At 72.8% G+C, this 26,339-nt stretch carries 16 protein-coding genes; 8 read left to right on the top strand and 8 right to left on the bottom strand.

Translation table 11 applies throughout. The features are described 5' to 3' along the window. Positions 1–1,140: 1,140 nt before the first annotated feature. Both OG349_RS05830 and OG349_RS05825 read left to right on the top strand, forming a co-directional pair. The gene (locus OG349_RS05830; RefSeq protein ID WP_327233565.1) at positions 1,141–3,351 is read left to right on the top strand and encodes a DUF2264 domain-containing protein; all 2,211 of its coding nucleotides are present in this window, start codon (positions 1,141–1,143) and stop codon (positions 3,349–3,351) included. Next, positions 3,344–6,472, top strand: coding sequence for an alpha-mannosidase (locus OG349_RS05825; RefSeq protein WP_327233564.1), 3,129 nt, complete (start codon positions 3,344–3,346; stop codon positions 6,470–6,472). The genes OG349_RS05830 and OG349_RS05825 overlap by 8 nt, the downstream gene beginning before the upstream one ends. 37 nt (positions 6,473–6,509) lie before the next feature. On the opposite strand, the gene OG349_RS05820 is transcribed toward OG349_RS05825, so the two are convergent. Further along, positions 6,510–7,052: a DUF4153 domain-containing protein gene (locus OG349_RS05820; RefSeq protein ID WP_327233563.1), complete on the bottom strand. Its 543-nt coding sequence runs from the start codon at positions 7,050–7,052 to the stop codon at positions 6,510–6,512. Further along, positions 7,040–8,359, bottom strand: a complete 1,320-nt coding sequence (locus OG349_RS05815) for a molybdopterin-dependent oxidoreductase (protein ID WP_442806206.1) — start codon at positions 8,357–8,359, stop codon at positions 7,040–7,042. Before OG349_RS05815 ends, OG349_RS05820 begins: the two co-directional genes overlap by 13 nt. Positions 8,360–8,472: 113 nt before the next feature. Here OG349_RS05815 and OG349_RS05810 point away from each other — a divergent pair, with 113 nt between their 5' ends. From OG349_RS05810 to OG349_RS05800, 3 genes are all read left to right on the top strand, one after another. Beyond that, complete coding sequence (locus OG349_RS05810; protein WP_442806205.1) at positions 8,473–9,906, top strand: hypothetical protein; 1,434 nt, start codon at positions 8,473–8,475, stop codon at positions 9,904–9,906. 91 nt (positions 9,907–9,997) lie between these two features. Further along, complete coding sequence (locus OG349_RS05805) at positions 9,998–11,155, top strand: molybdopterin-dependent oxidoreductase (protein WP_327233561.1); 1,158 nt, start codon at positions 9,998–10,000, stop codon at positions 11,153–11,155. Beyond that, on the top strand, positions 11,155–11,631 hold the full coding sequence (locus tag OG349_RS05800; RefSeq protein ID WP_327233560.1) for a hypothetical protein: 477 nt from the start codon (positions 11,155–11,157) through the stop codon (positions 11,629–11,631). Before OG349_RS05805 ends, OG349_RS05800 begins: the two co-directional genes overlap by 1 nt. A gap of 10 nt (positions 11,632–11,641) precedes the next feature. Here the strand turns inward: OG349_RS05800 and OG349_RS05795 are convergent, their stop codons facing one another. After that, positions 11,642–12,478 (bottom strand): helix-turn-helix domain-containing protein, encoded by an 837-nt coding sequence (locus OG349_RS05795; protein WP_327233559.1) that lies wholly within the window; start codon positions 12,476–12,478, stop codon positions 11,642–11,644. 150 nt (positions 12,479–12,628) lie between these two features. On the opposite strand from OG349_RS05795, the gene OG349_RS05790 reads away from it, so the two are divergent. The 3 genes from OG349_RS05790 to OG349_RS05780 are packed head-to-tail and all read left to right on the top strand — an operon-like array spanning position 12,629 to position 14,962. After that, the gene (locus OG349_RS05790) at positions 12,629–12,934 is read left to right on the top strand and encodes a 4a-hydroxytetrahydrobiopterin dehydratase (RefSeq protein WP_327233558.1); all 306 of its coding nucleotides are present in this window, start codon (positions 12,629–12,631) and stop codon (positions 12,932–12,934) included. A gap of 46 nt (positions 12,935–12,980) precedes the next feature. Further along, the gene (locus tag OG349_RS05785) at positions 12,981–13,964 is read left to right on the top strand and encodes an AraC family transcriptional regulator (protein ID WP_327233557.1); all 984 of its coding nucleotides are present in this window, start codon (positions 12,981–12,983) and stop codon (positions 13,962–13,964) included. Between the two features lie 32 nt (positions 13,965–13,996). Beyond that, positions 13,997–14,962: a class I SAM-dependent methyltransferase gene (locus OG349_RS05780; protein ID WP_327233556.1), complete on the top strand. Its 966-nt coding sequence runs from the start codon at positions 13,997–13,999 to the stop codon at positions 14,960–14,962. Positions 14,963–15,090: 128 nt separating this feature from the next. Here the strand turns inward: OG349_RS05780 and OG349_RS05775 are convergent, their stop codons facing one another. The 5 genes from OG349_RS05775 to OG349_RS05755 all read right to left on the bottom strand — a co-directional run bounded on the left by OG349_RS05775 (position 15,091) and on the right by OG349_RS05755 (position 26,330). Continuing rightward, entirely contained in the window at positions 15,091–15,891 is an 801-nt protein-coding gene (locus tag OG349_RS05775) for an aldo/keto reductase (protein ID WP_327233555.1), read from the bottom strand. A gap of 149 nt (positions 15,892–16,040) precedes the next feature. Then, the gene (locus OG349_RS05770) at positions 16,041–17,864 is read right to left on the bottom strand and encodes an AMP-dependent synthetase/ligase (RefSeq protein ID WP_327233554.1); all 1,824 of its coding nucleotides are present in this window, start codon (positions 17,862–17,864) and stop codon (positions 16,041–16,043) included. Between the two features lie 237 nt (positions 17,865–18,101). Further along, positions 18,102–23,294, bottom strand: a complete 5,193-nt coding sequence (locus OG349_RS05765) for a NaeI family type II restriction endonuclease (RefSeq protein WP_327233553.1) — start codon at positions 23,292–23,294, stop codon at positions 18,102–18,104. Beyond that, positions 23,287–24,216 (bottom strand): AAA family ATPase, encoded by a 930-nt coding sequence (locus OG349_RS05760; RefSeq protein ID WP_327233552.1) that lies wholly within the window; start codon positions 24,214–24,216, stop codon positions 23,287–23,289. The genes OG349_RS05765 and OG349_RS05760 overlap by 8 nt, the downstream gene beginning before the upstream one ends. A gap of 23 nt (positions 24,217–24,239) precedes the next feature. After that, positions 24,240–26,330, bottom strand: coding sequence for a hypothetical protein (locus OG349_RS05755; protein ID WP_327233551.1), 2,091 nt, complete (start codon positions 26,328–26,330; stop codon positions 24,240–24,242). Between the last annotated feature and the right edge of the window lie 9 nt (positions 26,331–26,339).

Here is a 26,339-nt window from a genome sequence, read left to right as displayed (position 1 = left end):
CCGAGGACCGTTGCCGAGAAGCGCCTCCAAGGACGCGGCCCGGTGGTCGGGGTGGCGGTCGAGCTCCAGGACCGGGTCGCGCCGGCGGATGCGCGGGTGCAGCCCGCCGAGTAAACCCTCCAGGCCGCCGCCGAGCAGGATCCCGGCCCGGGAGGCGGACGTACGGGCGACGTCGGCGCGCAGCCGCTTACCCACGGGGGCGACCACCACGTCGTGATAGGCGCGCAGCGCGTCCCCCACCGCCGTCAGGGCGCGGGGGCTGCCCGCCGCCAGGGCCGCATCCACGAAGGCGTCGCACGCGCGGGCGCCGGGCGGGACGGCGCGGGACGTGCGGCCGCGGCGGCCGACGAGAGCGCCAGGAGGCCGAGTTCGGAGTCCAGCCGTCCCTGGGGGTGCCCAGGAGGTTCTCGATGCCCGCTTCCAGGTCGTCGCGCGCGTGAGCGGGGGTGAGGAAGTCCGGGCAGTAGCCGTCCCCCGGGACCAGGTCGCCCAGGAACCGTGCCGATTCCGGTACGCGCCCCGACGCCCATCGCCGCCGGCCCGCCGGCGTCCTGTCCCGTCCCGGTGCCTGGAGCGCCCTGAGGCTCAGGACCACCTCCCAGCCCTGAGGCTCAGGACCACCTCCCAGAGGACGACGGGGGCCCGGGCCACCGTCACCCGCAGGAGGTCGTCCTTCGTCAGATGGATCCTCAGCCCCATGGAGAAGTCCCCCCGCTCGGTTCATCGATGTGGTGCCGGTCCGGCGGCGCCGCGCCGAGCCTTTTCACCGTCCTCGAAAAGCTTGCCGCACGCGACGCGCGCTCGGCACAGTGAGGCGCGGCCTGACCAGCCGCCCCGTTCGCCGCCTCTCGGTCACGTGTGCACGCCCGGATCGGGGGACCGGGCGGGGACACGGACCGGGGCGGGTCCGGGGAACGCGCTTTCCAGCTGCTCTCCCACGCCCTTCCGGCACAGGCGATTGCCCCGCCGGGGCGGGCGGTCGCCCGCGTAACGCATTGACGTGAGGCGGCACGCTGGATTTACATGGCACCGTCAGACCGGGCGGCAGACGGGACGCTTGGGAGCCCGTACGAAAGGGCTTTCTCCCGACGGTACGTCGACGTCCAAGGACGACACCCTCAACCGGGAGAGCCGCCAGCGATGACCTCCGTCCCCCCTGCCCCCGTCCCCGTCTCGGCCGGCCGCACCCCCGCCGCCGACCGCGCCCACTGGGAACGGACCGCCGACCGGCTGCTCCTGGCCGTACGCCCGTACGCCACCCCCGACCACTCGCTCGTCCAGCTGCCCGGCGCGGCCAGCCACAACGGCACCTGGAGCGACGGCTTCGAAGGCTTCGCCCGGACCTTCCTGCTGGCCGCCTTCCGCCTCGCGGGGGCGCGGGGCGAGGACCCGCACGGTCTGGCCGAGTGGTACGCGGCCGGCCTGACCGCCGGGGTCGACCCCGCGCACCCCGGGCGCTGGCCCACGTTCAAGGAGAGCAACCAGGCGAAGGTCGAGGCGGCCTCCGTCGCACTGGCCCTGCACGAGACCCGGCCCTGGATCTGGGACCGCCTCCCCGGCCGCGTCCAGGAACAACTCCTGGAGTGGCTGGGCGCCATGGCCGGCACCGACATGCCGGCCAACAACTGGATCTGGTTCCAGGGCGTGACCGAGGCCTTCGCGCGCGGTGTGGGCGGCACCTGGCGCCAGGACGACCTGGACCGCACGATCGCGCTCACCGACGACTGGTACGCGGACGAGGGGTGGTACTCGGACGGGCTCACCGGCGGCGCGCACCGCAACTTCGACCACTACAACGGCTGGGCCATGCACCTCTACCCGCTCTGGTTCTGCCGGATCATGGGCGACGCGGCGCCCCCGGGACTGCTCGACCGCTACCGCGCCCGCCTCCGGCGCTTCCTGGAGGACCAGCGGCTGCTCGTCGGCGCCAACGGCTCCCCGCTCGTGCAGGGCCGCTCGATGACCTACCGCTTCGCCGCGCTCGCCCCCGTATGGACCGGCGCGCTCTTCGACGCCACGCCGCTCGTCCCGGGCGAGACCCGCCGGCTCGCGTCCCGGATGCTCGACCACTTCACCGCGCACGGCTCCACGGACGACGGCGGGCTGTTGACCCTGGGCTGGCACCGGCCCTTCCGGGGCCTGCTCCAGACGTACTCGGGGCCGGCCTCGCCGTACTGGGCGGCGAAGGGGTTCATCGGGCTGCTGCTGCCTCCCACCCATCCGGTGTGGACGGAGGAGGAGAGCCCTCTCGCCGTCGAACAGCACTCCTTCGTACGGGCGTTGAAGGCGCCGGGCTGGCTGGTGTCGGGTACGGCTTCGGACGGTGTCGTACGGGTCGTCAACCACGGCGCCGACCACGCGGATCCGGCGCGCCCGCACTCCGACGACCCCTGCTACGCCCGCCTCACGTACTCCACCCACACCGCCCCCGAGATGCCCGCGGATCCGGCCGGGGGGCCGGTCGACGCGACCGCCACGCTGGTGGACGCCGATGGCAGGGCGGCGCACCGCCGTCCGCTGGAGCGGATCTCGGTCGAGGGCGCCACGGGTGTCTCCCGCAGCAGGGCGCACTGGCCGGCGGACGAGCGCTGGGACCCGTTCGGCGGCCCGGACACGGAGTACCGGGTCGGGCCGTGGGTCACGGTGGGGTCGGTGGTGCGGGGGTCGGTGGAGATCCGTCTGGTACGGGTGGATCCGGGCGGCTCGGACGAGGACGGGGGACCGTGGCGGCTGAGGTTGGGGGGCTGGGCGCTTGCGGTGGACGGGGAGGACGGGGACGTCGGGGTGGTGACGCGGCCTGCGGTGGCGTTCTGTCCTCAATCGCCGGACGGGCTTGAAACGCCGGCCGGTCCGGAGGACACGGGGGGTCTCGGGGCGCTGAGTGGCGTGGAAGCGGGTGGCGAGCACGAGATGCCGGACGGGCTTGAAACGCCGGCCGGTCTTGAGCAGGCGGGCGGCCTCCGGGCGCCGAGTGGCGTGGAAGCGCGTGGCGAGCACGAGATGCCGGGCGGGATCGAGGTGCCGGCCGCCACCGTCGTCGGTGTCGACGGGCTTGTCTCCAGTGTTCTCGGGCTGCGCGGCTTCGCCCTCGCCGCCACGCGTCGCTCCGTCGACAGCAATGCCTTCGGAGCCCGTTCCGCCACCCCCGTGGTGTGGACCGGGGGGCCCGTCGAGTCCGGCGTGCTCTATGCCGCCGCCGTCCACCTGGGGGGCGCCGCGCTGGACCCGCAGGACATCCCGGACGTGGCCCTCCGCTTCGAGGGGCCCGTCGCCGACGCCGTCGTGACCTGGCCCGGCGGGGTCCGCGACACCGTACGGCTCCCCGCCCCGGAGGAGTCGTACCGTGCATGACGACCGCCGCGTCATCGAGGCACGGGTGACCGCGTTCCTGGAGAGGAGCCTGCGCCCCGCCCTCTACAGCGACGCCCGGCACCTCACCCTCGACGCCTGGGAGGTGCCCGGGGAGCCGGTGCCGGTCGCGGAGGCGCTGGCCGCGCCGTACCGCCCCCTGCGGCTCGGCGAGAGCTGGGGCGGCCCCTGGTCCACCACCTGGCTGCGGGCCACCGCCGAGATCCCCGCCGCCTGGACGGGCCGCCGCGTCGAGGCCGTCTTCGACCTGGGCTTCGACCTGACGCGCGGACCCGGCGGCCAGGCCGAGGGGCTGGTGCACGACCGGCACGGCTCCCCGCTCCAGGGGCTGCACCCGTACAGCCGCAGTGTCCTGCTGGCCGCCTCCGCCACCGGCGGCGACCCGGTGAGCCTCCTGGTCGAGCTGGCCGCCAACCCGAACATCGTCGGCAGCCGGGGCCTCGGTACCCGCTTCGGCTCGAAGGAGACCGCGGGCGACGAGCACCTCTACGTGCTGCGGACCGCCGAGATCGCCGTACGGGAAGAGGCGGTCTGGCAGTTGATCCACGACGTCGAGGTGCTCGACGAGCTGATGCGCGAGCTGTCCGAGGACTCCTCGCGGCGCCACGAGATCCTGCGCGCCCTCAACCGCGCGGTCGAGGCTGTCGATCCGCGCGACGTCGCCGGCACCGCACCGGCCGGCCGTGACCGCCTCGCCGGCGTGCTCGCGCGCCCCGCCCACGCCTCCGCGCACACGATCGCCGCCGTCGGCCACGCGCACATCGACTCCGCGTGGCTCTGGCCCGTTCGCGAGACCCTGCGCAAGTGCGCCCGCACCTTCACCAACATGACGACCCTGGCCCAGGAATACCCCGAACTGGTCTTCGCCTGCTCCTCGGCGCAGCAGTACGCCTGGATCAAGGAGCAGCGCCCCGAGATCTTCGGCCGGATACAGAAGGCCGCCGCGGCCGGCAACTGGGTGCCGGTGGGCGGCATGTGGGTCGAGGCCGACGGCAACCTGCCGGGTGGCGAGGCGCTCGCCCGCCAACTGGTCCACGGACGCCGGTTCTTCGCCGAGGAGTTCGGGATCGAGCAGGACGGCGTCTGGCTGCCGGACTCCTTCGGCTATACCGCCGCCTACCCGCAGCTCGCGAAGCTCGCCGGGGCGAAGTGGTTCCTGACGCAGAAGCTCTCCTGGAACGAGACCAACCGGCTGCCGCACCACACCTTCGACTGGGAGGGCATCGACGGCACCCGGATCTTCACCCACTTCCCGCCGATCGACACGTACAACGCCGAACTCACGGCGGCCGAACTCCACCACGCCGAGGCGAACTTCACGGACAAGGGCGCGGCCACCCGCTCCCTGGCCCCGTTCGGCTTCGGGGACGGCGGTGGCGGTCCCACGCGCTCGATGCTGGAGAAGGCCCGCAGGCTGCGCGACCTCGAAGGCTCCCCGAAGGTGGAGATCACCACCCCCGGCGCGTTCTTCGCCGCCGCCCGAGCCGAGTACGCGGAGTACGGCGACCTCCCGGTGTGGCGCGGTGAGCTGTACCTGGAGAACCACCGGGGTACGTACACCAGCCAGGCCCGCACCAAGCGCGGCAACCGCCGGAGCGAATCGCTGCTGCGCGAGGCGGAGTTGTGGGCCGCGACCGCCACGGTACGGTCCGGCGCGGAGTATCCGTACGGCCGGCTCGACTCCCTCTGGAAGCGGGTCCTGCTCCACCAGTTCCACGACATCCTCCCCGGCTCCTCCATCGCCTGGGTGCACCAGCAGGCCGAGCAGGCGTACGGCGCGGTGCGCGAGGAGTTGGAGGAGATCATCGCGGAGGCGGCAGGGGCGCTCACCGCCACCGGAGGCCAACTGCTCCTGAACGCGGGCCCGTTCGCCCGGCGTGAGGTGGTCGTCCTGCCCGTGGACGGCCCTGGGGTGCCGGAGGCGCCCGGCGCGCAGCGGTTGTCCGACGGGCGGCGCGCGGTGTTCGCCGACGCACCCGCGCTCGGCGCCGGATCCACGGACAGCGCGCCCACGGCCCCCGTCACCGGCCGGACCGCACCGGACGGCATCGTCCTGGACAACGGTCTGGTGCGGGTACGTATCGACCACGACGGCCTGGTCAGGTCGGTGTACGACCACACCGCCCGACGCGAGGCCATCGCCCCGGGCGCCGCCGGCAACCTGCTCCAGCTGCACCCCGACGACCCCAACCTCTGGAGCGCCTGGAACATCGACCACTTCTACCGGGACACGGTGCGCGACCTCACCGACGCCGAGTCCGTGGTCCTCGCCGAGAGCGGCCCGCTCCTCGCGTCCGTGCGCGTCGAGCGCGCCTTCGGCGACTCCCGGATCGTGCAGCACCTCGAACTGGGCGCCGAGAGCAGGCAGCTGACGGTCCGTACGGACATCGACTGGCAGGAGCGCGACGCCGTCCTCAAGGCGGCCTGGCCGCTGGACGTCCACGCGGAACGGGAGAGCGCGGAGATCCAGTTCGGCCATGTGCAGCGGCCCACCCACGAGAACACCAGCTGGGACGCGGCCCGCTTCGAACTGTGGGCCCACCGCTGGGTGCACGTCGGCGAGCGGCACTGGGGCGCGGCCGTCCTCAACGACTCCACGTACGGCCACGACCTCGGCCGCGAGACCCGCGAGGACGGCGGTACGACCACCACCGTACGGCTCTCGCTGCTGCGCGCCCCGCACAGCCCCGACCCGCAGGCCGACCGGGGCAGGCACTCCTTCAGTTACGCCCTGCTCGCGGGCGCCGGCATCGAGGAGGCCATGGCGGGCGGCTACGCCCTCAACCTGCCCCTGCGGCCCGCCGCTTCGGGCTCGGCGCCGATCATCGCGGTCGACAACCCGGACGTCGTCGTCGAGTCGGTGAAGCTCGCCGACGACTGCGGCGGCGACGTGGTCGTCCGCCTCTACGAAGCGGTCGGCGGGGCGGCGCGCGCCACGCTCTCGGCGGCGTTCCCCCTGGCCGGGGCCTTCTGCTGCGACCTGCTGGAACACCCCGAGCGCGAACTGACCCTCGCCGCCGAGGACGCGGCAGTGCCGCTACGGCTCCGCCCCTTCGAGATCCGTACCGTACGGCTCCGCCCCGGCCACCGGACACACGACTGAGCAACCCACCGGCCGCCCCACGCACCGCAGTGGAGGATCACCCGGTCCGGTGGGGCGGGTCCTGCCGGACCCGGGCCCGCGCCCGCGCCCGTCGGCCGTACCACGTCCGCCACCCCAGCCAGAGCGCCGACGCCACGAACAGCGCCGCCGTGATCAGCAGCCAACGCCCCAGGAACACCCCGATGTCGAGCCGGGTCGCCGCCTCGTAGGACGGCGAGGCCCGCGTCACCAACGGCCAGTACACCAACAGCAACAGCAGCGAGACGGCGGCCGGGACGCGGACGTAATTGACCGCCGTACGCGGCAGGGACGGCCGCCGCCCCAGCGCGGAGCGCACCGCACGGTCGAGGAGCGCGTACAGCGGCGCCAGCACCAGGTCGTGCAGCACGGCCGCGCCCACGAACCAGATCAGGATCCCGCCCCAGTCGTCCCTGTCCAGCAGCAGCACCCCCGCGTAACAGCAGATGACAAACGACGTCAGCAGGACGAGCAGGTGGAGCGGCGACTCGCCGTACACCCGCCGGACGCGCGCCCCGGCCGCCGAGGCCGCCTCCCGGACCGTCCTTCTCACGCCGGCCACGCCGCCTCCCCGAAGCTCAGCCGTGTGACCCACTTGGTGTTCATCACACCCGGCGCGCCCGGCACGATGATCCGCGCGGGATAGCCGTGGTCCACCGACAGCCGCGCCCCGTTGACCCGCAGCGCGAGCAGCGACCGGGTGTCGCGGACCTGGTTGTCCCGCAGCGCCGCCGAGCGGAACGAACCGTGCAGCTGCGCCGACTCCACGAAGACACCGGGCGGCCGGTGGTCCAGGCCGACCAGGGCCGAGAGATCCACCAGCCGTACCCCCTCCCACCGTTGGTCGGACGTCGACCACCCCTCGACACACGCGATCGGCAACGACGAGCGGTGCTGGGGCAGGCGCTCCAGCTGCGCCCGGGTCAGGACCGCCTGGCGGCCACCGCCCCGTACGACGAGGCGCCAGTCCTCACCGATGTCCCGCGCCCTCAACCGCACAGACTCGGCGGTCTTGTTGATCTGGAAGCCGTTGGGCCCCGGGCCCGGATCGCGCCCGTGCGGGGCGAGCAGCGCCGTACCGCGTACCGAGCCCCCGATGCTCTGACCCACCGTCACCGCGAAGAGGGCAAGCGACCCCAGGCCCACCAGGCCCAGCGCACCCCGCCGCGAGACGGTCGGCGGCGCCGGGTCGCGGGGGACCAGGCCGCTCTCCGGATCGGGCGGCTCCGGTGCCGTACGGGACGCGGGCGTCCGCAGCTCCGCGCGCAGGTCGTGGCCGCGCAGCGCCCGTACCGCACGCGGCAGCCGGAGGACCGCGTGTGCGAGGAACGCGCCGAAGAACACCCAGGACCCGTAGAAGTGCAGCGGATAGAACGACCCCGGGAAGATGTACTCCAACTGGATGTTGAGTACCCCCGTGGCGAACGTGAACAGCCCGCCCCCGACCAGCAGGAGCAGCGACAGCCGGTCCAGCGCGTGGCCCACCGACCGTACCGGCGGCAGGACGAACAGCTTGGGCGCGACCGACCAGAGCTTGGCGAGCACCACCGGCACCAGCACGATCCCGAGCGTCACATGGACGCCCTGCGTGACGCGGTACAGCCAGTAGGGGCCGGTCGGCCAGGAGAAGAGGTAGAAGCCGAGCAGGCCCTTGTCCGGTGTCTTGTCGTTGACCGGCGCGAGATCCGGGTTGTACGCGGCGTACGAGAGCAGGCCGGTGACCCACAGCACGGGGATGCCGGCCAGCAGCACCACGGCGAGGACCGAGGTCAGCCACGGCCCGCGCAGGGGGCTGCGCCACGACGGCGGAGGGACGTCCATGGCAGCGACCGTAGGCGGCGGGGAGCGCCGGGCCCGGTTGCGACTCATGACAAAAGGCTGACGCCGGAGAGAAACAGTGCCCACGCCGTGGATCTGACGGATCGGTGACGCGACCCGCCGCTCACCCCGATCCGCCCGGTCCCGGCCCTAACGTGACGGGCGTGACCCCGCTTCCCCACCCCGACCCGCACCCCGCGCCTCCCGCGCCACGCGAAGCCCCACCGGAGGGCCACGCCGGACCCGCAGCCGGCACAGGCCGCCGTGCCGACGTGCTCGCCGCCGGAGCCGCCGCCCTCCTCGTCACCGCCGCCGCCGTGATCGGTGCCGTGATCCAGGACCGGTACGGGACCCTGCACGTCCAGTGGCCCCCTCTCCTGGCCGAGTGGCTGCCGCACACCGGCCCCGGCACCCTCCCCGCCCTGGTCGTCGCCGTCCTGGTCGTCCTGTACGGCCCCGCCCTCGCGGCCCGGCTGCCCTGGCGGCGGCTCCTCGCCGCGAGCTGGGCGGCGGCCCTGGCCTGGACCTGGTCGCTGGCGCTGGTGGACGGCTGGCAGCGGGGCGTCGCGGGCCGGCTCGACACCGTCCACGAATACCTGCGCGGGGTCGACCGCTTCCAGGACATCGGGGCCGCCCTGCGCGGCTACACCGCCCACATCCTCCTCGACTCGCCCGACAACTGGCCGACGCACATCGCCGGCCATCCGCCCGGCGCCGTCCTGACCTTCGTCGGCCTCGACCGGATCGGCCTGGGCGGCGGGGCGTGGGCGGCCACGTTCTGTATCCTCACCGGCACCTCGGCGGTGGTCGCCGTGCTCGTCACGCTGCGCGCGCTGGACGCCGAGCGGGCCGCCCGCGCCGCCGCGCCCTTCCTCGTCCTCACCCCGGCCGCCGTCTGGGTCGGCGCCTCCGCCGACGCGTACTTCGCCGCTGTCGGGGCCTGGGCCCTCGCCCTGCTGACCCTGTCCGCGACCCGTACCGTCCGCGCCCCGTACGCGACGGCCCTGGCGGCGGGACTGCTCCTCGGCTGGATCGTCCACCTCTCGTACGGGCTCACCCTGATGGCGGTCCCGGTCGCGGCGATCCTGCTGCTGACCCGTACCGCACGGCCCCTGCCCCTCCTGGCACTGGGATTCCTCGCTGTGGCCGTCACCTTCATCCTGGCCGGTTTCCGCTGGTGGGAGGCGTACGACCTGCTCGTGGAGCGTTACTACCAGGGCGTGGGAGGCGAACGCCCGTACGCCTACTGGGTGTGGGGCAATCTGGCCAATGTGGTGATCGCCACCGGTCTCGCCTCCGCCGCCGGGATGCGCCGGGCCCTGGCCGCCGCACCCGATCCGCTGCGGCGGCTGCGGCGGGGCGGACCGGTCACCGGCGACGGGGCGGTGGTGCTGCTGGTCGCCGCCCTCCTGCTGGCGGTGGCCGCCGCCGATCTGTCCGGGATGAGCAAGGCCGAGACGGAACGCATCTGGCTGCCTTTCACCCTCTGGCTTCCGGCGACCGCCGCCCTGCTGCCCGCCCGGGACCACCGGCGCTGGCTGCTGGCCCAGGCCGCCGTCGGACTGGCCGTCAATCATCTGCTGCTCACATTCTGGTGAGCGAATGCGCGGGCGTGGAGAATGCGGATGTCAGTTTTCCGTAATCCTCGATCCCCTTCACCCCGCACCGGAAACGGCGTGGAATACGGATATGCGTACCCCGCCTTTCCTCCCCCGATTCAGAGGCCGATTGCACGACCCGCGCACGGCGACGGCGGTGGGCCGATGGCTCGGACTCGCGATTCTGGTCTGCTTTGTCACGGGTGTCACCAGCCATTACCTCCAGGAACCACCTGGTTGGGCGGCCGGGCACCTCCCCACCAGGCCTGTCTCCGGCTACCGCGTCACCCAGAGCCTCCATGTCATCAGCGGGATCGCCGCGATTCCCCTGCTTCTGGTGAAACTCTGGACGGTCTGTCCGAGGCTTTTCGAGTGGCCTCCGATCCGTTCCGTCGCGCACGCGGGGGAACGGATCTCCATCGCCGTTCTGGTCGCCGCCACCCTGCTCGAACTGTTCATGGGACTCCTCAACACCATTCAGTGGTATCCCTGGCCCTTTCCCTTCCGGGCTGTCCACTGGGCGCTGGCCTTTGTCATCATCGGCGCGCTGCTCGTCCACCTCGCCGTGAAGGCCCCCGTGATCGCCGCGCACTGGCGCCGTACCTCACGGGCGACGACGCGTCTCGACGCGCGGGAGGCGGCGGGCGAAGTGGCCACGGCCGGCGCCGAGCGGCGCTCGCTGCTGCTCGGCCTCGCCGCGTCGGTCGGCGCGGTCACGCTCGTCTCCGCCGGACAGTCCGTCACCCCGCTGCGGAAGCTGGTGCTCCTCGCCCCACGGGACCCGCGCGTCGGTCCGCAGGGCCTGCCGGTCAACCGCACGGCCAAGGCCGCCGGCATCACCCCCGACGACCTGCGCGGGTGGCGGCTGCGGGTCGGCGGACCGAAGCCGTACGAACTCACCCTCGCCGAACTCCGCGCGATGCCGCAGACCCGCGTCGAACTGCCCCTGGCCTGCGTCGAGGGCTGGTCCAAGTCGGCCCACTGGGAAGGCGTCCGGATCAAGGACCTGCTGGCCCGCGCGGGACTGCCGGACGGCGCGTCGCTGCGGATCGTCTCGATGCAGCGCCACGGCGGATACGGCGTGACCGCGATGGACAGCGCGTACACCCGCGACGGGCTCACCCTGCTGGCGCTGCGCCTCAACGGCGAGATCCTGGCGCCCGACCACGGCTATCCGGCCCGGATCATCGCGCCGAACCGGCCCGGGGTGCTCCAGACGAAGTGGGTCACACGACTGGAGGTGCTCTGATGCCCCGGAACGACACTCCGACCACCCCCGCCTCGCCCACCGCCACCATCGCCCGCATCGCCGTCGGCTCCCTCGGCGTGGCGGCCCTCGGCTTCGGCGCGTACGAACTCCTCACCCTCACCCGCCCCGGCGACCCCCTGAACGTGGCGCTGTGGCTCGCGGGCGCGGTCGCCCTGCACGACGGGCTGCTCGTGCCGCTGGTCCTCGGGGCCGGGCTGTTCGTCGGACGCTCCCGATCCCGTACGGCCCTGCGCGGCGGCCTGCTGACGGCCGGTTGCCTGACGTTGCTCGCGCTGCCGCTGATGCTCCGCCCCGGAAAGCCGAACAACCCCACCGTGCTGCCGCTCGACTACCCCGTCAACTGGGCCCTGGCCCTGCTCCTGACCGCCCTGGCCACGGCCTGCGTGGCCCGGGCGACCCGGCCCCGGCGCAAGGTACGCGCGCCCGCCCCGCCCCCACCACCCGCCATGGAATGACCGCCGCCGACTACGTGGTCACCGACGCCAGGTACTTGGCCGTCGCCGGGTCGGCCGGGAGGAAGGTTTCCATGGCCAGTTCGGCGACGGTGACGTCCATCGGCGTGTTGAACGTGGCGATGGTCGAGAGGAAGGACAGCTCATGGCCGTCGTGCCCGATGCGCAGCGGCAGCGCGAAGCCCGGGAGTACGGGTCCCTGTGCCCCGTGCGTCGGCGTCCGGATCCCGGCCGGGCGTATGGGGTACGCCGCCACCTCGTCGTACAGCTCACGCAGGGCGGGGGAGCGGGAGAGGGCCAGCTGGCGTTCCATCTGGTCCAGCAGATGCCCCCGCCACTCGTGCAGGTTGAGGATGCGCGGGGCGAGCCCCTCCGGGTGGAGAGTGATCCGCATGACGTTCAGCGGCGGGGCGAGCAGGTGCTCGGGCAGGCCCTCCATCAGCAGGGCGATGCCCCGGTTGGCGGCCACCACCGTGTACGTCCCGTCCACGATCACCGCCGGATACGGCTCGTACGCCCGCAACAGCTCGGTCAGGCCCTCGCGCAGGACGTCCATGGCCGGGTCGTCCAGCGTCGTCTCCGTGTACCGGGGCGCGTAACCGGCCGCCAGCAGCAGGGCGTTGCGCTCCCTGACCGGCACATCGAGGTGCTCGGCCAGCCGCAGCACCATCTCCTCGCTGGGGCGTGAGCGGCCCGTCTCGACGAAGCTGATGTGCCGGGCGGACGAATCCGCCCGCAGGGCCAGATCGAGCTGACTGATCCGGCGCCGCCGGCGCCAGTCGCGCAACAGGGGGCCGACGGACGGGGCCGGGGCGGATGCGGGGGCGGGTGCGGGTCCGGGGACTGCCATACGGGGACGGTAGTGCACCGCTCTGTCAGCGGACCCGCCCCGGCGGCGCGGCGGTGTCCCCGCTCGACCTCGACAGGAGGGACCGGGCGGAACGACGTATCGTCGGCCGGGTGAGGAGCGTCCCGCCCCGAGCAGTAAGGAGCCCCGGTCATGCCCACCGAGCCGCTGTCGCCGCAGGAGACCGAGGACCGGCTGAGGGAACTGCCCGGCTGGTCCCTGGAGAACGGCCGGATCACTCGTACGTACCGCCTCGGCTCGCACCGGGCCGCCGCCGCCATGGTCGCGCACGTGGCCGCGATCCAGGACGAGTTGAACCACCACTCCGACCTGACCCTGGGCTACGACACGCTCTCCCTCACGGTGAACACGCACGACGCGGGCGACGCCGTCACCGGCCTCGACCTGGCCCTCGCGCGCCGCGTCGAGGACATCGCACCTGCTCACGGCGCGAACTGACCGGTGCCGCAACCGGCACTGTCGCCCGTGCATTTACGCTGGTGACATGGACGTACTCGCCGGACTCCTCGACGGACCGCGCGCCAGGGGGGCCTTTCTGCTCCGCATGGTGATGGAACCGCCGTGGTCCGTCCGGATCGAGGACCGCGCCCCCCTCTGCCTGATGTGCGTCACGCGCGGCGAGGCCTGGATCGTTCCCGGCGACGGGGGCGAGGCGATCCACCTGCGCCCCGGTGACGTGGCGATCGCGCGCGGCCCCGACCCGTACACTGCCGCCGGCGACCCGGCGACCGCCCCCCGCGCGCTCATCGGCCCCGGCGGGGTCTGCCACACCCTGGAGGGCGAGCCGCTCGCGCAGTCGATGCGGCTGGGCGTACGGACCTGGGGCAACGCCCCCGACGGGGCGACGACGATGCTCATCGGCACGTACCAGATGGACGGCGAGGTCAGCCGCCGGTTGCTGGACGCCCTGCCCGCCCTGATCCACCTGCCCGCCGACGCGTGGAACGGGCCGTTGATGCCGGTCCTCGACGACGAGATCTCCCGGGACGAACCGGGGCAGAGCGTCGTTCTCGATCGGGTGCTCGACCTGATGCTGATCGCCGTGCTCCGGGCATGGTTCTCCCGCCCCGGCGCGGAGGCGCCCGGCTGGTACCGCGCCATGGCCGATCCGTCGGTCGGCAACGCCCTGCGGCTGCTCCAGAGCGATCCGGCCCAGCCCTGGACGGTCGCCTCGCTCGCCACCGCGTGCGGTGTCTCGCGGGCCGGGCTCGCCCGCCGCTTCACCGACCTGGTGGGGGAGCCACCGATGGCGTACCTGACCGGCTGGCGCCTGGCGCTCGCGGCGGATCTGCTGCGCGGGTCGGACGTGACGGTCGAGGCGGTGGCGCGGAAGGTCGGCTACAGCGGCTCGTTCGCGCTGAGCACGGCTTTCAAGCGGGTACGGGGCGTCAGCCCGCAGGAGTACCGGGCGGGCGCGGCGGCGCAGCCCCCGGCACCGGATTCTTTGCCGGAACCGCAACACAGTTAGCCATAGCGGCACCGGGAGTGCAGCCTGGGGCCATGAGCCCTCACGACGACGCCCACGCGGCGGCGGCGACTCCCACCGCCACCGCCCCCACCACCGGCAACGGCCACACGCACGGCCATTCCCAGGGGCACACCCACGGCAACGACTCCTTCGACTTCGACTGGGGCGTCCTCAGCACCCAGCTCGAACAGGAGGCCGAGATCCGCGGTCCCCTGTACCGGCAGGCCGCCGAGTGGATCTCCGGCCTCCTCCCGGCACCCGGCGCCCGCCGGGTCCTGGACATCGGCAGCGGCCCCGGCGTGGTCTCCGCGCTCCTGGCGGACGTCTTCCCCGCCGCCGAGGTGGTCGCCGTGGACTCCACCCCCGAACTGCTGGAACGTACCGCCGCCCGCGCCGAACTCCTCGGCCTGAAAGGCAGAGTGAGCACGCGCCTCGCCGAACTCCCCGACGCCGTCGACACCTTGGGAGAGGCCGACGTCATCTGGGCCGGCAACTCACTGCACCACCTCGGGGACCAGCTCGCCGCGCTCGAAGGATTCGCCCGGCGGCTGCGCCCCGGCGGGGTGCTCGCCCTCCTGGAGGGCGGCCTGAGCGCCCGCCACCTTCCCCGGGACCTCGGTACGGGCATGGGCCGGCCCGGGCTCGAAGTGCGCTTCGAGGCGCGCCTGGCGGAGTGGTTCGGCGCGATGCGGTCCGAACTGCCCGGCGCCGTACGGGAGACGGAGGACTGGCCGGCCCTGCTGACCGCCGCAGGTCTCGAACCGAGCGGCACCCGCTCCTTCCTGCTCGACATCCCGGCCCCGGCGCCCCTGCTCGTACGGGAGCAACTCGTCCGGACCTTCACGCGATTGCGGGACAAGAACCTGGCGGAGGGGTCGGCGGACGACCGGGAGGTCCTGGACCGGCTGCTGGACCCGGAGGACCCGCGGGGCCTGCTCAAGCGCCCGGACGTCTTCCTGCTGGAGGCCCGTACAGTGCACACCGCGCGCAAGGTCTGAACCCGTACAGAAGCGCGGCCCGGACAAAAGCGCGGCTCACGGCCCGCAGAAGCGCGGCTCACACACAGGCGCGGCGCCCCCGACCGGGACGCCGCGCCTGTGCCGGTGCCGCGTGTACGTACAGGCGGTCAGCCCTCGTCGAGCGCGGCGAACGCCGCCAGGTCGTCCGCGTCCAGCTCGAAGTCGGCCGAGACGGTGTCGAAGTTCTCCTGGATCCGGGACGGGGTCACGGACTTGGGGATCACCACGTTGCCTAGCTGGAGGTGCCAGCGCAGCACGACCTGCGCCGGGGTTTTGCCGTGCTTGCGCGCGACGGCCACCACCGTCGGGACGTCCAGCAGGTTCTTGCCCTGGGCGAGCGGCGACCAGGCCTCCGTGGCGATGCCGTGCTCCGCGTGGTAGGCGCGGGACTCGGCCCGCTGGAGCCGGGGGTGCAGCTCGATCTGGTTGACGGCCGGGACCACCGAGGTCTCGGCGGCCAGCCGCTCCAGGTGCTCGGGCAGGAAGTTCGAGACACCGATGGACCGGGCGCGGCCGTCGGCGAGGATCTTCTCGAAGGCGTTGTACGTGTCCACGTACAGGGCCTTCTCCGGCTGGGGCCAGTGGATCAGGTACAGGTCGACATGGTCGAGGCCGAGCTTGGCCAGCGACGTGTCGAAGGCGCGCAGGGTCGAGTCGTACCCCTGGTCCGCGTTCCACAGCTTCGTGGTGATGAACAGCTCGTCGCGGGGGATGCCGGAGGCGGCGACGGCCTGCCCCGTGCCCTCTTCGTTGCGGTAGATGGCCGCGGTGTCGATGCTGCGGTAGCCGGCCTCCAGCGCGGTGCCGACGGCCTGCGCGGTCTCGTCGTTCGGCACCTGCCAGACGCCGAAGCCGAGCTGGGGCATCTCGATGCCGTTGTTGAGGGTAACGGTGGGGACCTTGCTCACGAGCGGTCGATCCTAACGTTGTCGATACGTCGTCTACGAGTTCTCGGTCGTTCAACGATCGCCGGGGCGGACAGATTCCCGGCACGTCACCCACAGCGGGCGCCGCGCGTCGCGCGTCCGTGCGCGTCCGTGCGCGTCCGTCGCGCGGGCTACTTGTAGAGGGCCTCGACCTCCGTCGCGTACGCCGTCTCGATCGCCTTCCGCTTGAGCTTGAGCGACGGGGTCAGCAACCCCCGCTCCTCGCTGAACGGATGCGCCAGGATACGGAAGGTACGGATCGACTCCGCCTGCGACACGGCCGTGTTGGCGGCCACCACCGCCCGCCGGATCTCCAGTTCCAGGTCCCGGTCGCGTACCAGCTCACGGTCCTTGAGGGGCGGCTTGCCCCGCATGGTCAGCCAGTGCTCCACCGCCTCGTGGTCGACGGTGACCAGGGCGGCGATGTACGGGCGGTTGTTGCCGACCACGATGCACTGCGCGACCAGCGGATGCGCCCGGACCCGTTCCTCCAGCGCCCCGGGCGACACGCTCTTGCCGCCCGACGTGACCAGGATCTCCTTCTTCCGGCCGGTGATGGTGAGGTAGCCGTCCTCGTCCAGCGACCCCAGGTCACCGGTGGCGAGCCAGCCGTCGCGCAGGACCGCGTCCGTCGCCCGGCTGTCGTTGAGGTAGCCGGAGAAGAGCAGGCCGCCGTGCAGCCATATCTCGCCGTCCTCGGCGATGTGGACGGTGGTGCCGGGGATCGGCTGCCCGACCGTGCCGAAGCGGGTGCGTTCCGGCGGGTTGACGGTGGCCGCCGCGCACGACTCGGTGAGTCCGTACCCCTCGTAGATCGTGACGCCCGCGCCCTCGAAGAAGAGGCCGAGCCGCCGGTCCATCGCCGAGCCGCCGGAGAAGGCGTGCCGCACCCGCCCGCCCATCGCCTCCCGCACCTTGCTGTAGACGGCCTTCTCGAAGAACTGGTGCTGGACGCGCAGCGTGGCGGACGGCCCGGGTCCGATCCCGAACGCCCGGTGCTCCCGCGCCTCCGCGTGCCGCACCGCCACCTCGACCGCCTTGTCGAAGGGCCCGGCCTTCCCCTCCGACTCCGCCTTGCGGCGGGCCGCGTGGTAGACCTTCTCGAAGACGTACGGCACGGCCAGGACGAACGTCGGGCGGAACGCGGCGAGATCGGGCAGGAGCGCGTTCGCCCGCAGCTCCGGCTGGTGGCCGAGCTTCACGCGGCCCCGGATCGCCGCGATCTCGACCATCCGCCCGAAGACGTGCGCGAGCGGCAGGAACAGCAGCGTGGACGCCTCGTCGCCGCGCCGGGAGTGGAAAACGGGCTCCCACCGGCTGATCACGGTGTCGGTCTCGTACATGAAGTGGGCGTGGGTCAGCACACAGCCCTTGGGGCGGCCTGTGGTGCCCGAGGTGTAGATGACCGTGGCGACGGAGTCCGGCGTCACCGCCTTGCGGTGGCGGTGCACGACGTCGTCGTCGATGGGCGCGCCCGCCGCGAACAGTTCGTCCACCGCGCCGGCGTCCAGCTGCCACAGCCGCTTGAGGCGGGGCAGCTGGTCGATCACGGAACCGACCGTCATCGCGTGGTCCTCGTGCTCGACCATGCAGGCCGTGACCTCGGCGTCGTGCAGCATCCAGTGGACCTGTTCGGCCGAGGAGGTCGGGTAGATCGGTACGGACTGGGCGCCGACGGACCAGAGGGCGAAGTCGAAGAGCGTCCACTCGTAGCGCGTACGGCACATCAGGGCGATCCGGTCGCCGAACCGTACCCCTTGCGCGAGCAGCCCCTTGGCCAGGGCCAGCACCTCGTCACGGAAGACGCCGGCGGTCACGTCCCCCCACCGGCCCTCGTCGTCCTTGCGGCCGAGGGCGACCCGGTGCGGGTCGTCGCGGGCATGCTCGAACACGGCGTCCGCGAGCCCACCTACGTGGGGCGCGGCCGCCAGGGGAGGAACGGTGAATTCGCGCAATGACCTGCTCCTTGGACGCTCCGCACAGCGCCGGTGACGGTACCCCACGGCGGAGTCGGGCGGGAGAGCGTGCACATAACCGGAGCGAACTCGTATCGCCACAGGTCAGGGCGGCGGACCGGGCCGGCGCGGCAGGGTCCGTACGCACTTCTGACCGAAGAGTAAGTAACGGGCGCGACAATCTCCACCGAATCCGTACGCCACGGTCACGCTCGCTCTACCGCCGGCGCTGGCGGGTCACGCCTCGTCCGTACCGCCTAGCTCTTCTGCCCCGTCCACCCCCTCCACGCGGACACTGACCCATTCGTCGGCACCGGGAGCCGGTACGCCCAGCCTCTCCGCGACCGCGAGGTCGTCGGGCCGGTGTCCTAGGACGGTGATTCCTTCGGCGTCGAGCACGCGGCGCGCGTCCCGGATCCGCCGGGCGACCTCCGGCTGCCGGGCGACCGTGCGGACGGTCGCGATCGGGATCGGGCGGTTCCGGACCCGCCGGAACAGCTCGGCCAGCCGCTCCGTCCCGGACCCTCGGGAGAGGATGGCGGCACGGTCGGGGCCGGGGATGCTCACGAGGAGGTTCTCCGGGAGTTCGGCGTCCTGGTGGAGCCATTCCACCGCGCCGGCCACTGCCGAGGGGCGGAGGGCACGCGGGGCGTCCTGGTTGCGGAGGCCGGGCTCCAACAGCTTGTCCTGTACGCGGACCAGCCCGGCCGACCAGACGGACCGGCTCTCGTCGGCGAGCACGACCAGGCAGATCTCGTTCACCGCTTCGGGCGGGATCAGCCAGTTCGGCCCGAGGAGCGAGAAGTGGACGTCGAACTCGACGTCCGCCATCCGCATGGTCAGGCGGTTACCGCCGTCGAGGTCGAACTCGTGACGGGTCTCCCGCGCGACCTCCACTCCCAGGGCCGCCAGCATGCTCGGCGGGGCATCGCTCAGGTCCCCCCGGCCCGCCGGTGCGCTCTCGATCACCGCATCCATGCAATCCCTGATCAGGTGCGCCATCCGGTGCCCGTCCGCGTCGGCGTCGAGGAAGGCCTCCCTCAACAGGCGGACCTGATCGTCGACAGGGTTGGGGAGTTGAATGTGGGCCCGCACGCCGGTGAGAGGAGCGCTCCTGAGCCGTACCGGGGCAAAGCGTCCGGGGAAGAAGATCGCGTCAGGGTGGTGCGTCGCCTCCCGCATGGCGCGCTCGGACACAATCAGCTTATGGACGGGGCCGGAGGTTCCTCCTGCGGTGAAGGGTTCCTCGTGACGCAGCAGGGCGAGCACCAGACCGATGTCGGACCGGTCCCGTTCTGCCTCGGTCGGGCCGCTGTCCACGGCGATGTTGAGGCGCAGGCCGGGGTCGTCCAGCCTCCAGGGCAGATCGTCCAACAGGGCGTGGAGGACCGTGGCGAGGGGCACGCTCCTCGCGGTGGTCACCAGGATGACGCCGTCGTCCTCCGACCGGAATTCGAGGAGGTGTTCGCTGATGCCACGTTCGGTGAGGACCCCACGCAGCGTCCAAGTGGCGATTTCGGCCATCGCCGACTGCTTGGCCCGACCACGACGGGCGAAACCCTCGATGCCGACCGCGACCAGGGTGGACAGCCCGGCAGGGCCGGGGGCCGCAACGCTGGTCGGGTCCGTGCCGGTCGTGCGGTCGGTCAAGCGGTCGCTGTCGTGGGGGGGTTCGGTGACGGGCTCGGGATCCGTGGCCGCCAGCAACGCCTCCACTCCCGCCACGTCGACGGGGTCGGGGTCCGTGCTCATCCGGTACAGCATCAGCGCCTGGTGCCACCGGGTCCTGGCCTCTTCCGTCCGGCCGAGGTCGGCCAGCGCGCGCCCGCTCAGGGTCTCGGCCTCGGCGCGACGGCTGTACGACGTCGCCGTCCCCAGCAACCGCAGGGCCTCGTACGCCGAGTCGAGCGCGTCCTCCGGCGCCCCGGTCGCCAGCAGGGTGCGAGCCATGCCCAGCCGGACCAGCGCCTGCCACCGGGGCCGGCCGTGCGACCGGAACAGCCGGAGAGCCTGCCGGTGCGTCTCCAGCGCCTCCGCCTGCGCTCCGTCCGTCTCGTGGACCTCGGCGAGTACGTAGAGCATCTGGCCGTACTGCGTCGTAGCACCCAGCGTCCGCCAGCGCTGCTGGGCCTCCACGGCGGAGTTCAGAGCCACGTGGAAGCGTCCCGCTTCCAGGTGGAGCAGGGCGAGACTGTGCAGGGCCGTCGCCTCGGCGTAGAGGTCGTCGTTCTCCTGGGCGACGGAGCGCGCCCGGAGGAAGTGGCCCTCCGCCGTCTCGTACTCCCCGGCCTCCTGGACGATCGTGCCCCGCAACTGCGCGACGAGCCCGACGGTCGCCGGATCGGAGGCCAGGTACGGCGTCGAGTTCAGGGTGACGGCCGCCGTGTGGAAGAGCCCGGCGCCCAGGTAACTGTGGGCGAGGGCCAGATGCGCGCGGGCATGGCTCAAGGGAGTGTCGATCTCGGACACCCGTGCCAGGTGCAGGGCCGCGTCACGGTACTGCCCGGCGTGCGGCGGCGACTGCGCGAGATCCCGCAACAGGAGCAGCACGTCGGTCCGCGCTCCCAGCGTGCCCGGCGAGATCGACTTCCGGGGAGTCAGCGCGGCCAGCGCGTTGGGGGCCTCGACCAGGAACCAGTCGATCCCGGCTCTGGCCGGTACGTCCGCGCCGTCGGCGGCTCCGTACCCCGGCCCCAGCGCCAGCCGTTCGGCGAGCCGGTCACCGGGCCGGTCCGTCGTGTACGTGCGTACGGCGGCGTCCCGGTAGTGATTCAGAAGGCGTCTCTCGGCCTCCCCCCGGTGCCGGACGCCGAGGTCGTGGGACGCCCTGCCCCGCACGTACGCGTGCACCCCGTTGTGGAAGTGGTAACGGAACCGCTCCTGCCCCGACCGCTCGATCAGACCAACGCGGACCAGCGTCTCCACGGTGTCGACGGCGTCGGGGTAGTCCGCGCCGAGGACGGCGGACACCTCGTACGCGGTCAGGTGCACGGCGTCCGGCAGTGAGAGCAGCAGCAGCGCGGTCCTGAGCGGCACGTCCAGGTCACGCAGGCGCGCGTCCAGGATCGGTTCCAGTACGTGGGAGAAGAGGTCGGACAGTCCGCGCAGGGAGTCGAGCGCCGCGAACGGCTCGGTTGCCGTGGCCAACCAGGAAGAGACCAGGGCCAGTCGGAGCGGCCATCCTCCGCAGTACTCGACGACCTGGGGGGCGAAGCCCTTCGGCAGGTTGGGGAACGCCTCGCCGACGAGTTGTTCCGTCAGCGCCACCGCGCTCTCCCTGACCAGCGGCGGCAGGTCCACCTCCACCATCCCGTCCACCCGGACCTCCCGCATCCGTCTGCCGGTGACCAGGACGGCGCAGCCGGAGGTATCCGGCAGGAACGAAGTCACCTGGGCCGCGTCGGCGGCGTCGTCCAGCACGACCAGGACCCGGCGTCCGGCCAGCGTCGCCCGGTAGAGGATGGCCCGCCCCTCGACGTCTTCCGGGATGAGCTCCGGGTTGACACCGAGGGCCAGCAAGAAGCCGTTCAGGGCGGCGGACGCGTCCAGCGGCCGGTCGGTGGACCGTCGGAGGTCCACGAACAGCTGGCCGTCGGGGAATTGTTCCTTCACCGCGTGGGCAGCCCGTACGGCGAACACGGTCTTCCCGGTCCCGGGGAACGGGCCCTTGGTGGCCGTGACCCCCACCACCGGTGACCCGGGCGCGGTCAACAGGGCGGTGACGGTACGCATCTCGTTCGCGCGGCCTACGAACAACGCATCGCCCAGGCGGGGGAGTTGGCTGGGCCGCCCCACGTCCCGTGCCTCGTCGTCCTCCCGCATCCCGTCCGTCGCGGGAACAGTCTCCCCGCCCGTCCCCGACAACCCCAACAGCTCCAGCGTCCGCGCCGACGCCTGCCCGAACGGTCCTCGCCCCGCCGCGAGTTCCGTACCACCCACCGGGTTGTGGGCGACCGCAGGCAACTGCCCCCGCCCGTCCCCCTGCGACGACACATGCCAGCTGATCGCGCGGTTGATCCGCCACACCTCGTGCTCCGCCAGCTCCTTCCGCAACCGCTCCTGCACGGCGGCCGGCAGGCTCAGCTCAACAGTGCCCTCGGCACCACCCACCGTCTCCGCCCCTACACCGGCCCCGCCATCCAGCACGAACAGCCCACTCGTCAGCAACTCGGCGACATCCGCCGTCGTCGCCTCCGGCACCAACTCCCGCCGGATGATCTGGAGCAGCCGAAGGCTCAGCCGGTCGAACGTCGAGCTGAGCACGGCCAGCCGCACGGCGGCCGGTGCGGCCGTGCGGACGAAGCCCTCCGCCCGGCGCTCGTCCGTCCCCGCGACGGCCGGCCGGCGGCTCCCCGGCCCACGCACCCGGCCCCCGGACGGGACCAGCACCGCGCCGCACCCCTCGGGCGCGCCCCGCATCACCGTGCGCGACCAGCGGTCCAGCGTGTGCGGGGAGAGCGACAGGACGGGGACGGGCAGCCAGGTGTCCCCGTCCGGCACCTGCGGCAGCAACACCGGTGCCTCGAAGGGCAGATGGGCGTTGGGCGCGCCCGGCGCGCCCGCGCCGACCCGGACCGTGGGCAGGTTCAGCCCCGTCCCCCGCCACAGCTTCACGGGCAGTGGATCGAGCAGGGCGACGGGCGTCGTCAGGGACCACTCCCGTACCAGCCGCCAGACCGCCGCCTCCCGCCAGGCGGGCGCCGCGCAGTCGGACACCACCACGACCAGGCGGCGCGCGTCCGGCGACCGCAGCTGGCCAGGGCTGGTCAACGTACCCTGTGCGCCGCGCAGTTCCGGGCGCTGGTCGCCGTCGAAGGTGAGATCACGGACCTGGAGGGTCCGGAAAGCGCCCAGCCGGTCCAACACCGCCGTGAAGTCGCCGATCGTCTCCCGCCACACCCGCATCGCCGGGGACCGGTCCACGACCAGCACCAGGTCGAACCACCGCTCGGGCGCCGGTGTGAACGCCGGGATCAGCTCCCCGCTCCTGGCGTACGCGTCGACCGTGGCCTCGATGTCCAGGGCCCGCCTGCGGCCCTCCCGCCACGGCCGCTTCCACGGGCGCAGCGCACGGGTCACCTCCAGCGCCTCGGGGAGACCCGAGGCCCGGGACGCGCTCACCGGGTCCCCGGTGATCCGTGCCCCGGACCCGGACAGCCTTTCGTGCAGGGCCCGTTCACCACCCCCGCCGACCGGCTCCGGGGCCGCCGCGTGGGACGTACGGGAGCCGGCGGGCCGCTCCGCGCCCTCGGCGGACACCGTGGAAGGCGTCGCCGCTCCACCGTCCGGTACGGCGGCCGGCTCCGGGGCCCGCTCGTCCGACGCCATCAGCGACGCCAGCCACAACGCCTCCGCGAGGGACGTGCCGTCCAGGTCGGGCACCCCCGCGTGCAGCGCCGCCACCGCGCGCGCCAACGGCGTCTCAGGCACGGGACAACTCGCGCAGGACGATCTCCATGACCTCCTGCTCGTCCTCCGCCACCGGCGCACTCCCGCCGGTCAACAGGTGCACGGCGTTGAGGAGTTGGTCGACTGCCAGCAGTTCACCTCCCGCGACCCGCGCGACGAAGGCCGCGACCAGCGTGTCGACGGCCGCCGAGCGGTCCGTACCGACTCGGAGATGCGCGTCCACGACCTGGCGCAGCGCCTCGACCGTCAGACGCGGCATGGTGAAGCGCACGCACCGCCGCAGGAACGCGGCGGGGAAGTCCCGTTCACCGTTGCTGGTCATCACGATGAAGGGAAAACTCGCGCACCGCACCCGGCCGCGCTCGACCTCGCTCCGGGCGTCGCCGCCCCACTCCCGTACGGAGACTCTCTCCTCCCGGTACCGGGCCAGCTCGGCGATCTCGAACTCGCCCCGCTCCAGCACGTCCAGGAGGTCGGAGGGCAGATCCAGGTCGCTCTTGTCGATCTCGTCGATCAGCAGCGCCCTCGGGTGGTCCGCCGGGAGAAGTGCCGTGCCCAGCGGACCCAACTGGAGGAACGGGGCGATGTCGTCGCCGCCCGCCGGCCCCTCCAGCCGCTGCGCGTGGATACGGCCGAGCGCGTCGTACCGGTACAGCGCCTCCGTGAGCGTGCTGCGGGACGTGATGTGCCAGCGCAGGACGTCACCGAGCTTCAACTCCGCTGCCACCTGCTCGATCACCGTCGACTTGCCGGACCCCGGCGCCCCCGTCACCAGCAGGGGACGGCGCAGCGCCAGCGCCGCGTTGACTGCCTTGACCAGCCCCTGCGGCGGCTTGAACTCACGGTCGAGCGCCTGCCGGGGGAAGCGGCGCCACGGGGGCGGTTCCCCCAGGTCGACGTCGCGCGGTGTGCCGTCGCCGACGTAGAAGGGCTGCCAGGTCATCAGGTGTTACTCCCCATCAGGTATTACTCCCCATCAGTGGTGGGACGCGTGTCCGTGGCGGACAGCACATGGGTCGTGGACGGTGGCGTGGACGGTGGTGCGGACCCCTCGAACCACTCGCAGAAGTCGAGCCATTCCGGGTCGTGCCACACCGACCGCAGCCGGGCGAGGTCGTCCCGCCCGTCCGCCGGTGTGTCCTCCTGCCAGCTGCGCCGGTACGCCTCGCTGAACTCGGCCGGCAGCAGGTGCCAGTACTTGGCGAGGTTCTCGCGCGAGGTGTCGGGGACCCCCGCCTCCCCGTCCGGCCACAGCACGATCGGCGCGTGGGCCAGCAGCACCTCCATGACCTGGTCGAAGCGGGTCGGCAGGTGCGCCAGCGCCACCGCGCCCGGGTAGCTGCCCAGCCGCATCCGGCGGTCGAGTTCCGTGGCCTGGCCGGTCTCGTGCTCGGCCAGCCAGTCGACGGGCGCCCCGCCCGCCCCGCCACCCTGCGCGGAGACGGCGGCCATCGCCTCCAGCTTCTCCTGGGCCCGCATGTTGATCCACCACAGGTGCTCGGGCGGGCAGAGGCGCTCGCTCCAGCGCAGGACGACGTCGTACGTGACCCCCAACCGCATCCCGAAATCCGTCTCCTCGGGACGCCAGCGCAGCAACAGCGCCGAGGAGGCGGCCACTTCGACCCGCCGGAGCCGTACACCGACCTTTTTCGCCTCGGCCGACGCCCACCGCAGGATCTCGGCGAGCCGTCGCTCGACCCCGGACCGGTCCGGGGTACAGGTGAACTCCCGGTGCGCGTGCTGCTTCCCCCGGTCCAGCAGCCACGCGTCGAGCGTCTCGGGCCATTCGTCCGCGACCGCCGCGTGCAGGCTGACGATCAGACGCAGCCGCGTCCGGTCGCTCCGACGGGACAACTCCTCATGGGCGTCGGAGAGTTCGACCCCGGCACCGACGTCTCTGGCCCAGGCGTGCAACCGGGGGTGCCCCGGCTCGATGCTGTCCTCGGCGGCCAGCGCGGCCACGAACGCCGCCAGCGGTGCGGTACGGCTCCCGCCGACGCGCGGGGCCCGCAGCCGCAGGAACTCCACCGCGTCCCGGAGCAGTTCACTTCCCGTGGTGCCGGGAAGCCGCACCTCGGAATCGGTACCGGCGGCGAGCAGCGCCCGCCGCAGCCGCTCGGAGGTCAGCGGTGCGCCCGGCCATTCGCCCAGCAGCTCCAGGGTGAGCACTCCGTCGAGCAGGCCGTCCACCACGCGGACCGCCCACGCCGTCTCCTCGCGGGACCCGCTCCCGCCGGGCGGCCGGGCGCGCAGGATGTCGCGCAGCCGCTCCAGGCCGACGACACCGGTCGGCGGCGCGGGCGCGAGAGCCGTACCACCCAGCGGATCCAGCGCCCGCTCCAGCTCCTCCGTCCCCACCGGGCCCAGGAACGCACCCGCCGCGTGCGGGTGGCGGGCGTTGCGCGCGAGCCACGGACGCTCACCGAACTGGGCACCGTGGTACTCGACCAGCCGGGCGTCCTGTCCGGGTGCGGCGTCCCGTACGGCCTCGACGACCGCGTCGGGCCGCAGATACTCCCCGGCGCCGGGGATGCCCGCGCGGAGTACCTGGACCAGTCCCCGGGTGAAAGCGAGCCCGTACGCGGTCTGGCTCGCGCCGACCGACATCAGCAGCGAGAGCCGGGTCGCGCCGTCCCGTACCCCGGCGTCCAGGGCCTTGAGATCCGGTACGGCGCCGCCCGCGTGGCAGGTGTCGACCAGCGCGATCACCCCCGCGAGACCAGGAGTGTCGAGAGCCTGGGTCAGCAACTCACCCACATTCACCGCCGTGTTGATGACATCGGGCCGGGAATCCCCGGCCATCAGGTACAGCGTGGAGTGCTGACCCGGCGTCATACCGTGCCCGATCAGGGCCAGTACGAGTACGGCGCCCGCCTCGCCCGCCCGCCGGGCGGCGCCCCGGATCGCGGCCTCGATCCGCGCCTGCCCGAGCGAGGCGCCGTGCAGCAGCGAGACGACCCCGGCGGACGGCGCGTCCGTACAGGCGCCGCCCCTGCGGTGGGTGAGCGAACCGTGCAACGCCCGCGCCACGTCGTCCAGACCGTCGAGCAACCCCATCTCGGGACA

It is taken from the genome of Streptomyces sp. NBC_01317 (assembly GCF_035961655.1).
In the GTDB taxonomy this organism is placed as follows: Bacteria; Actinomycetota; Actinomycetes; order Streptomycetales; family Streptomycetaceae; genus Streptomyces.
The sequence above is the reverse complement of the archived record's forward strand: the minus strand, read 5'-3'. Positions and strand labels throughout refer to the sequence as shown.

Coding starts and splice junctions, on each gene's coding strand:
- OG349_RS05830 (WP_327233565.1), top strand. CDS start 1,141: ATGACCTCCGTCCCCCCTGCCCCCGTCCCCGTCTCGGCCGGCCGCACC.
- OG349_RS05815 (WP_442806206.1), bottom strand. CDS start 8,359: ATGAGTCGCAACCGGGCCCGGCGCTCCCCGCCGCCTACGGTCGCTGCC.
- OG349_RS05805 (WP_327233561.1), top strand. CDS start 9,998: ATGCGTACCCCGCCTTTCCTCCCCCGATTCAGAGGCCGATTGCACGAC.
- OG349_RS05800 (WP_327233560.1), top strand. CDS start 11,155: ATGCCCCGGAACGACACTCCGACCACCCCCGCCTCGCCCACCGCCACC.
- OG349_RS05795 (WP_327233559.1), bottom strand. CDS start 12,478: ATGGCAGTCCCCGGACCCGCACCCGCCCCCGCATCCGCCCCGGCCCCG.
- OG349_RS05790 (WP_327233558.1), top strand. CDS start 12,629: ATGCCCACCGAGCCGCTGTCGCCGCAGGAGACCGAGGACCGGCTGAGG.
- OG349_RS05785 (WP_327233557.1), top strand. CDS start 12,981: ATGGACGTACTCGCCGGACTCCTCGACGGACCGCGCGCCAGGGGGGCC.
- OG349_RS05780 (WP_327233556.1), top strand. CDS start 13,997: ATGAGCCCTCACGACGACGCCCACGCGGCGGCGGCGACTCCCACCGCC.
- OG349_RS05760 (WP_327233552.1), bottom strand. CDS start 24,216: ATGACCTGGCAGCCCTTCTACGTCGGCGACGGCACACCGCGCGACGTC.
- OG349_RS05755 (WP_327233551.1), bottom strand. CDS start 26,330: ATGGGGTTGCTCGACGGTCTGGACGACGTGGCGCGGGCGTTGCACGGT.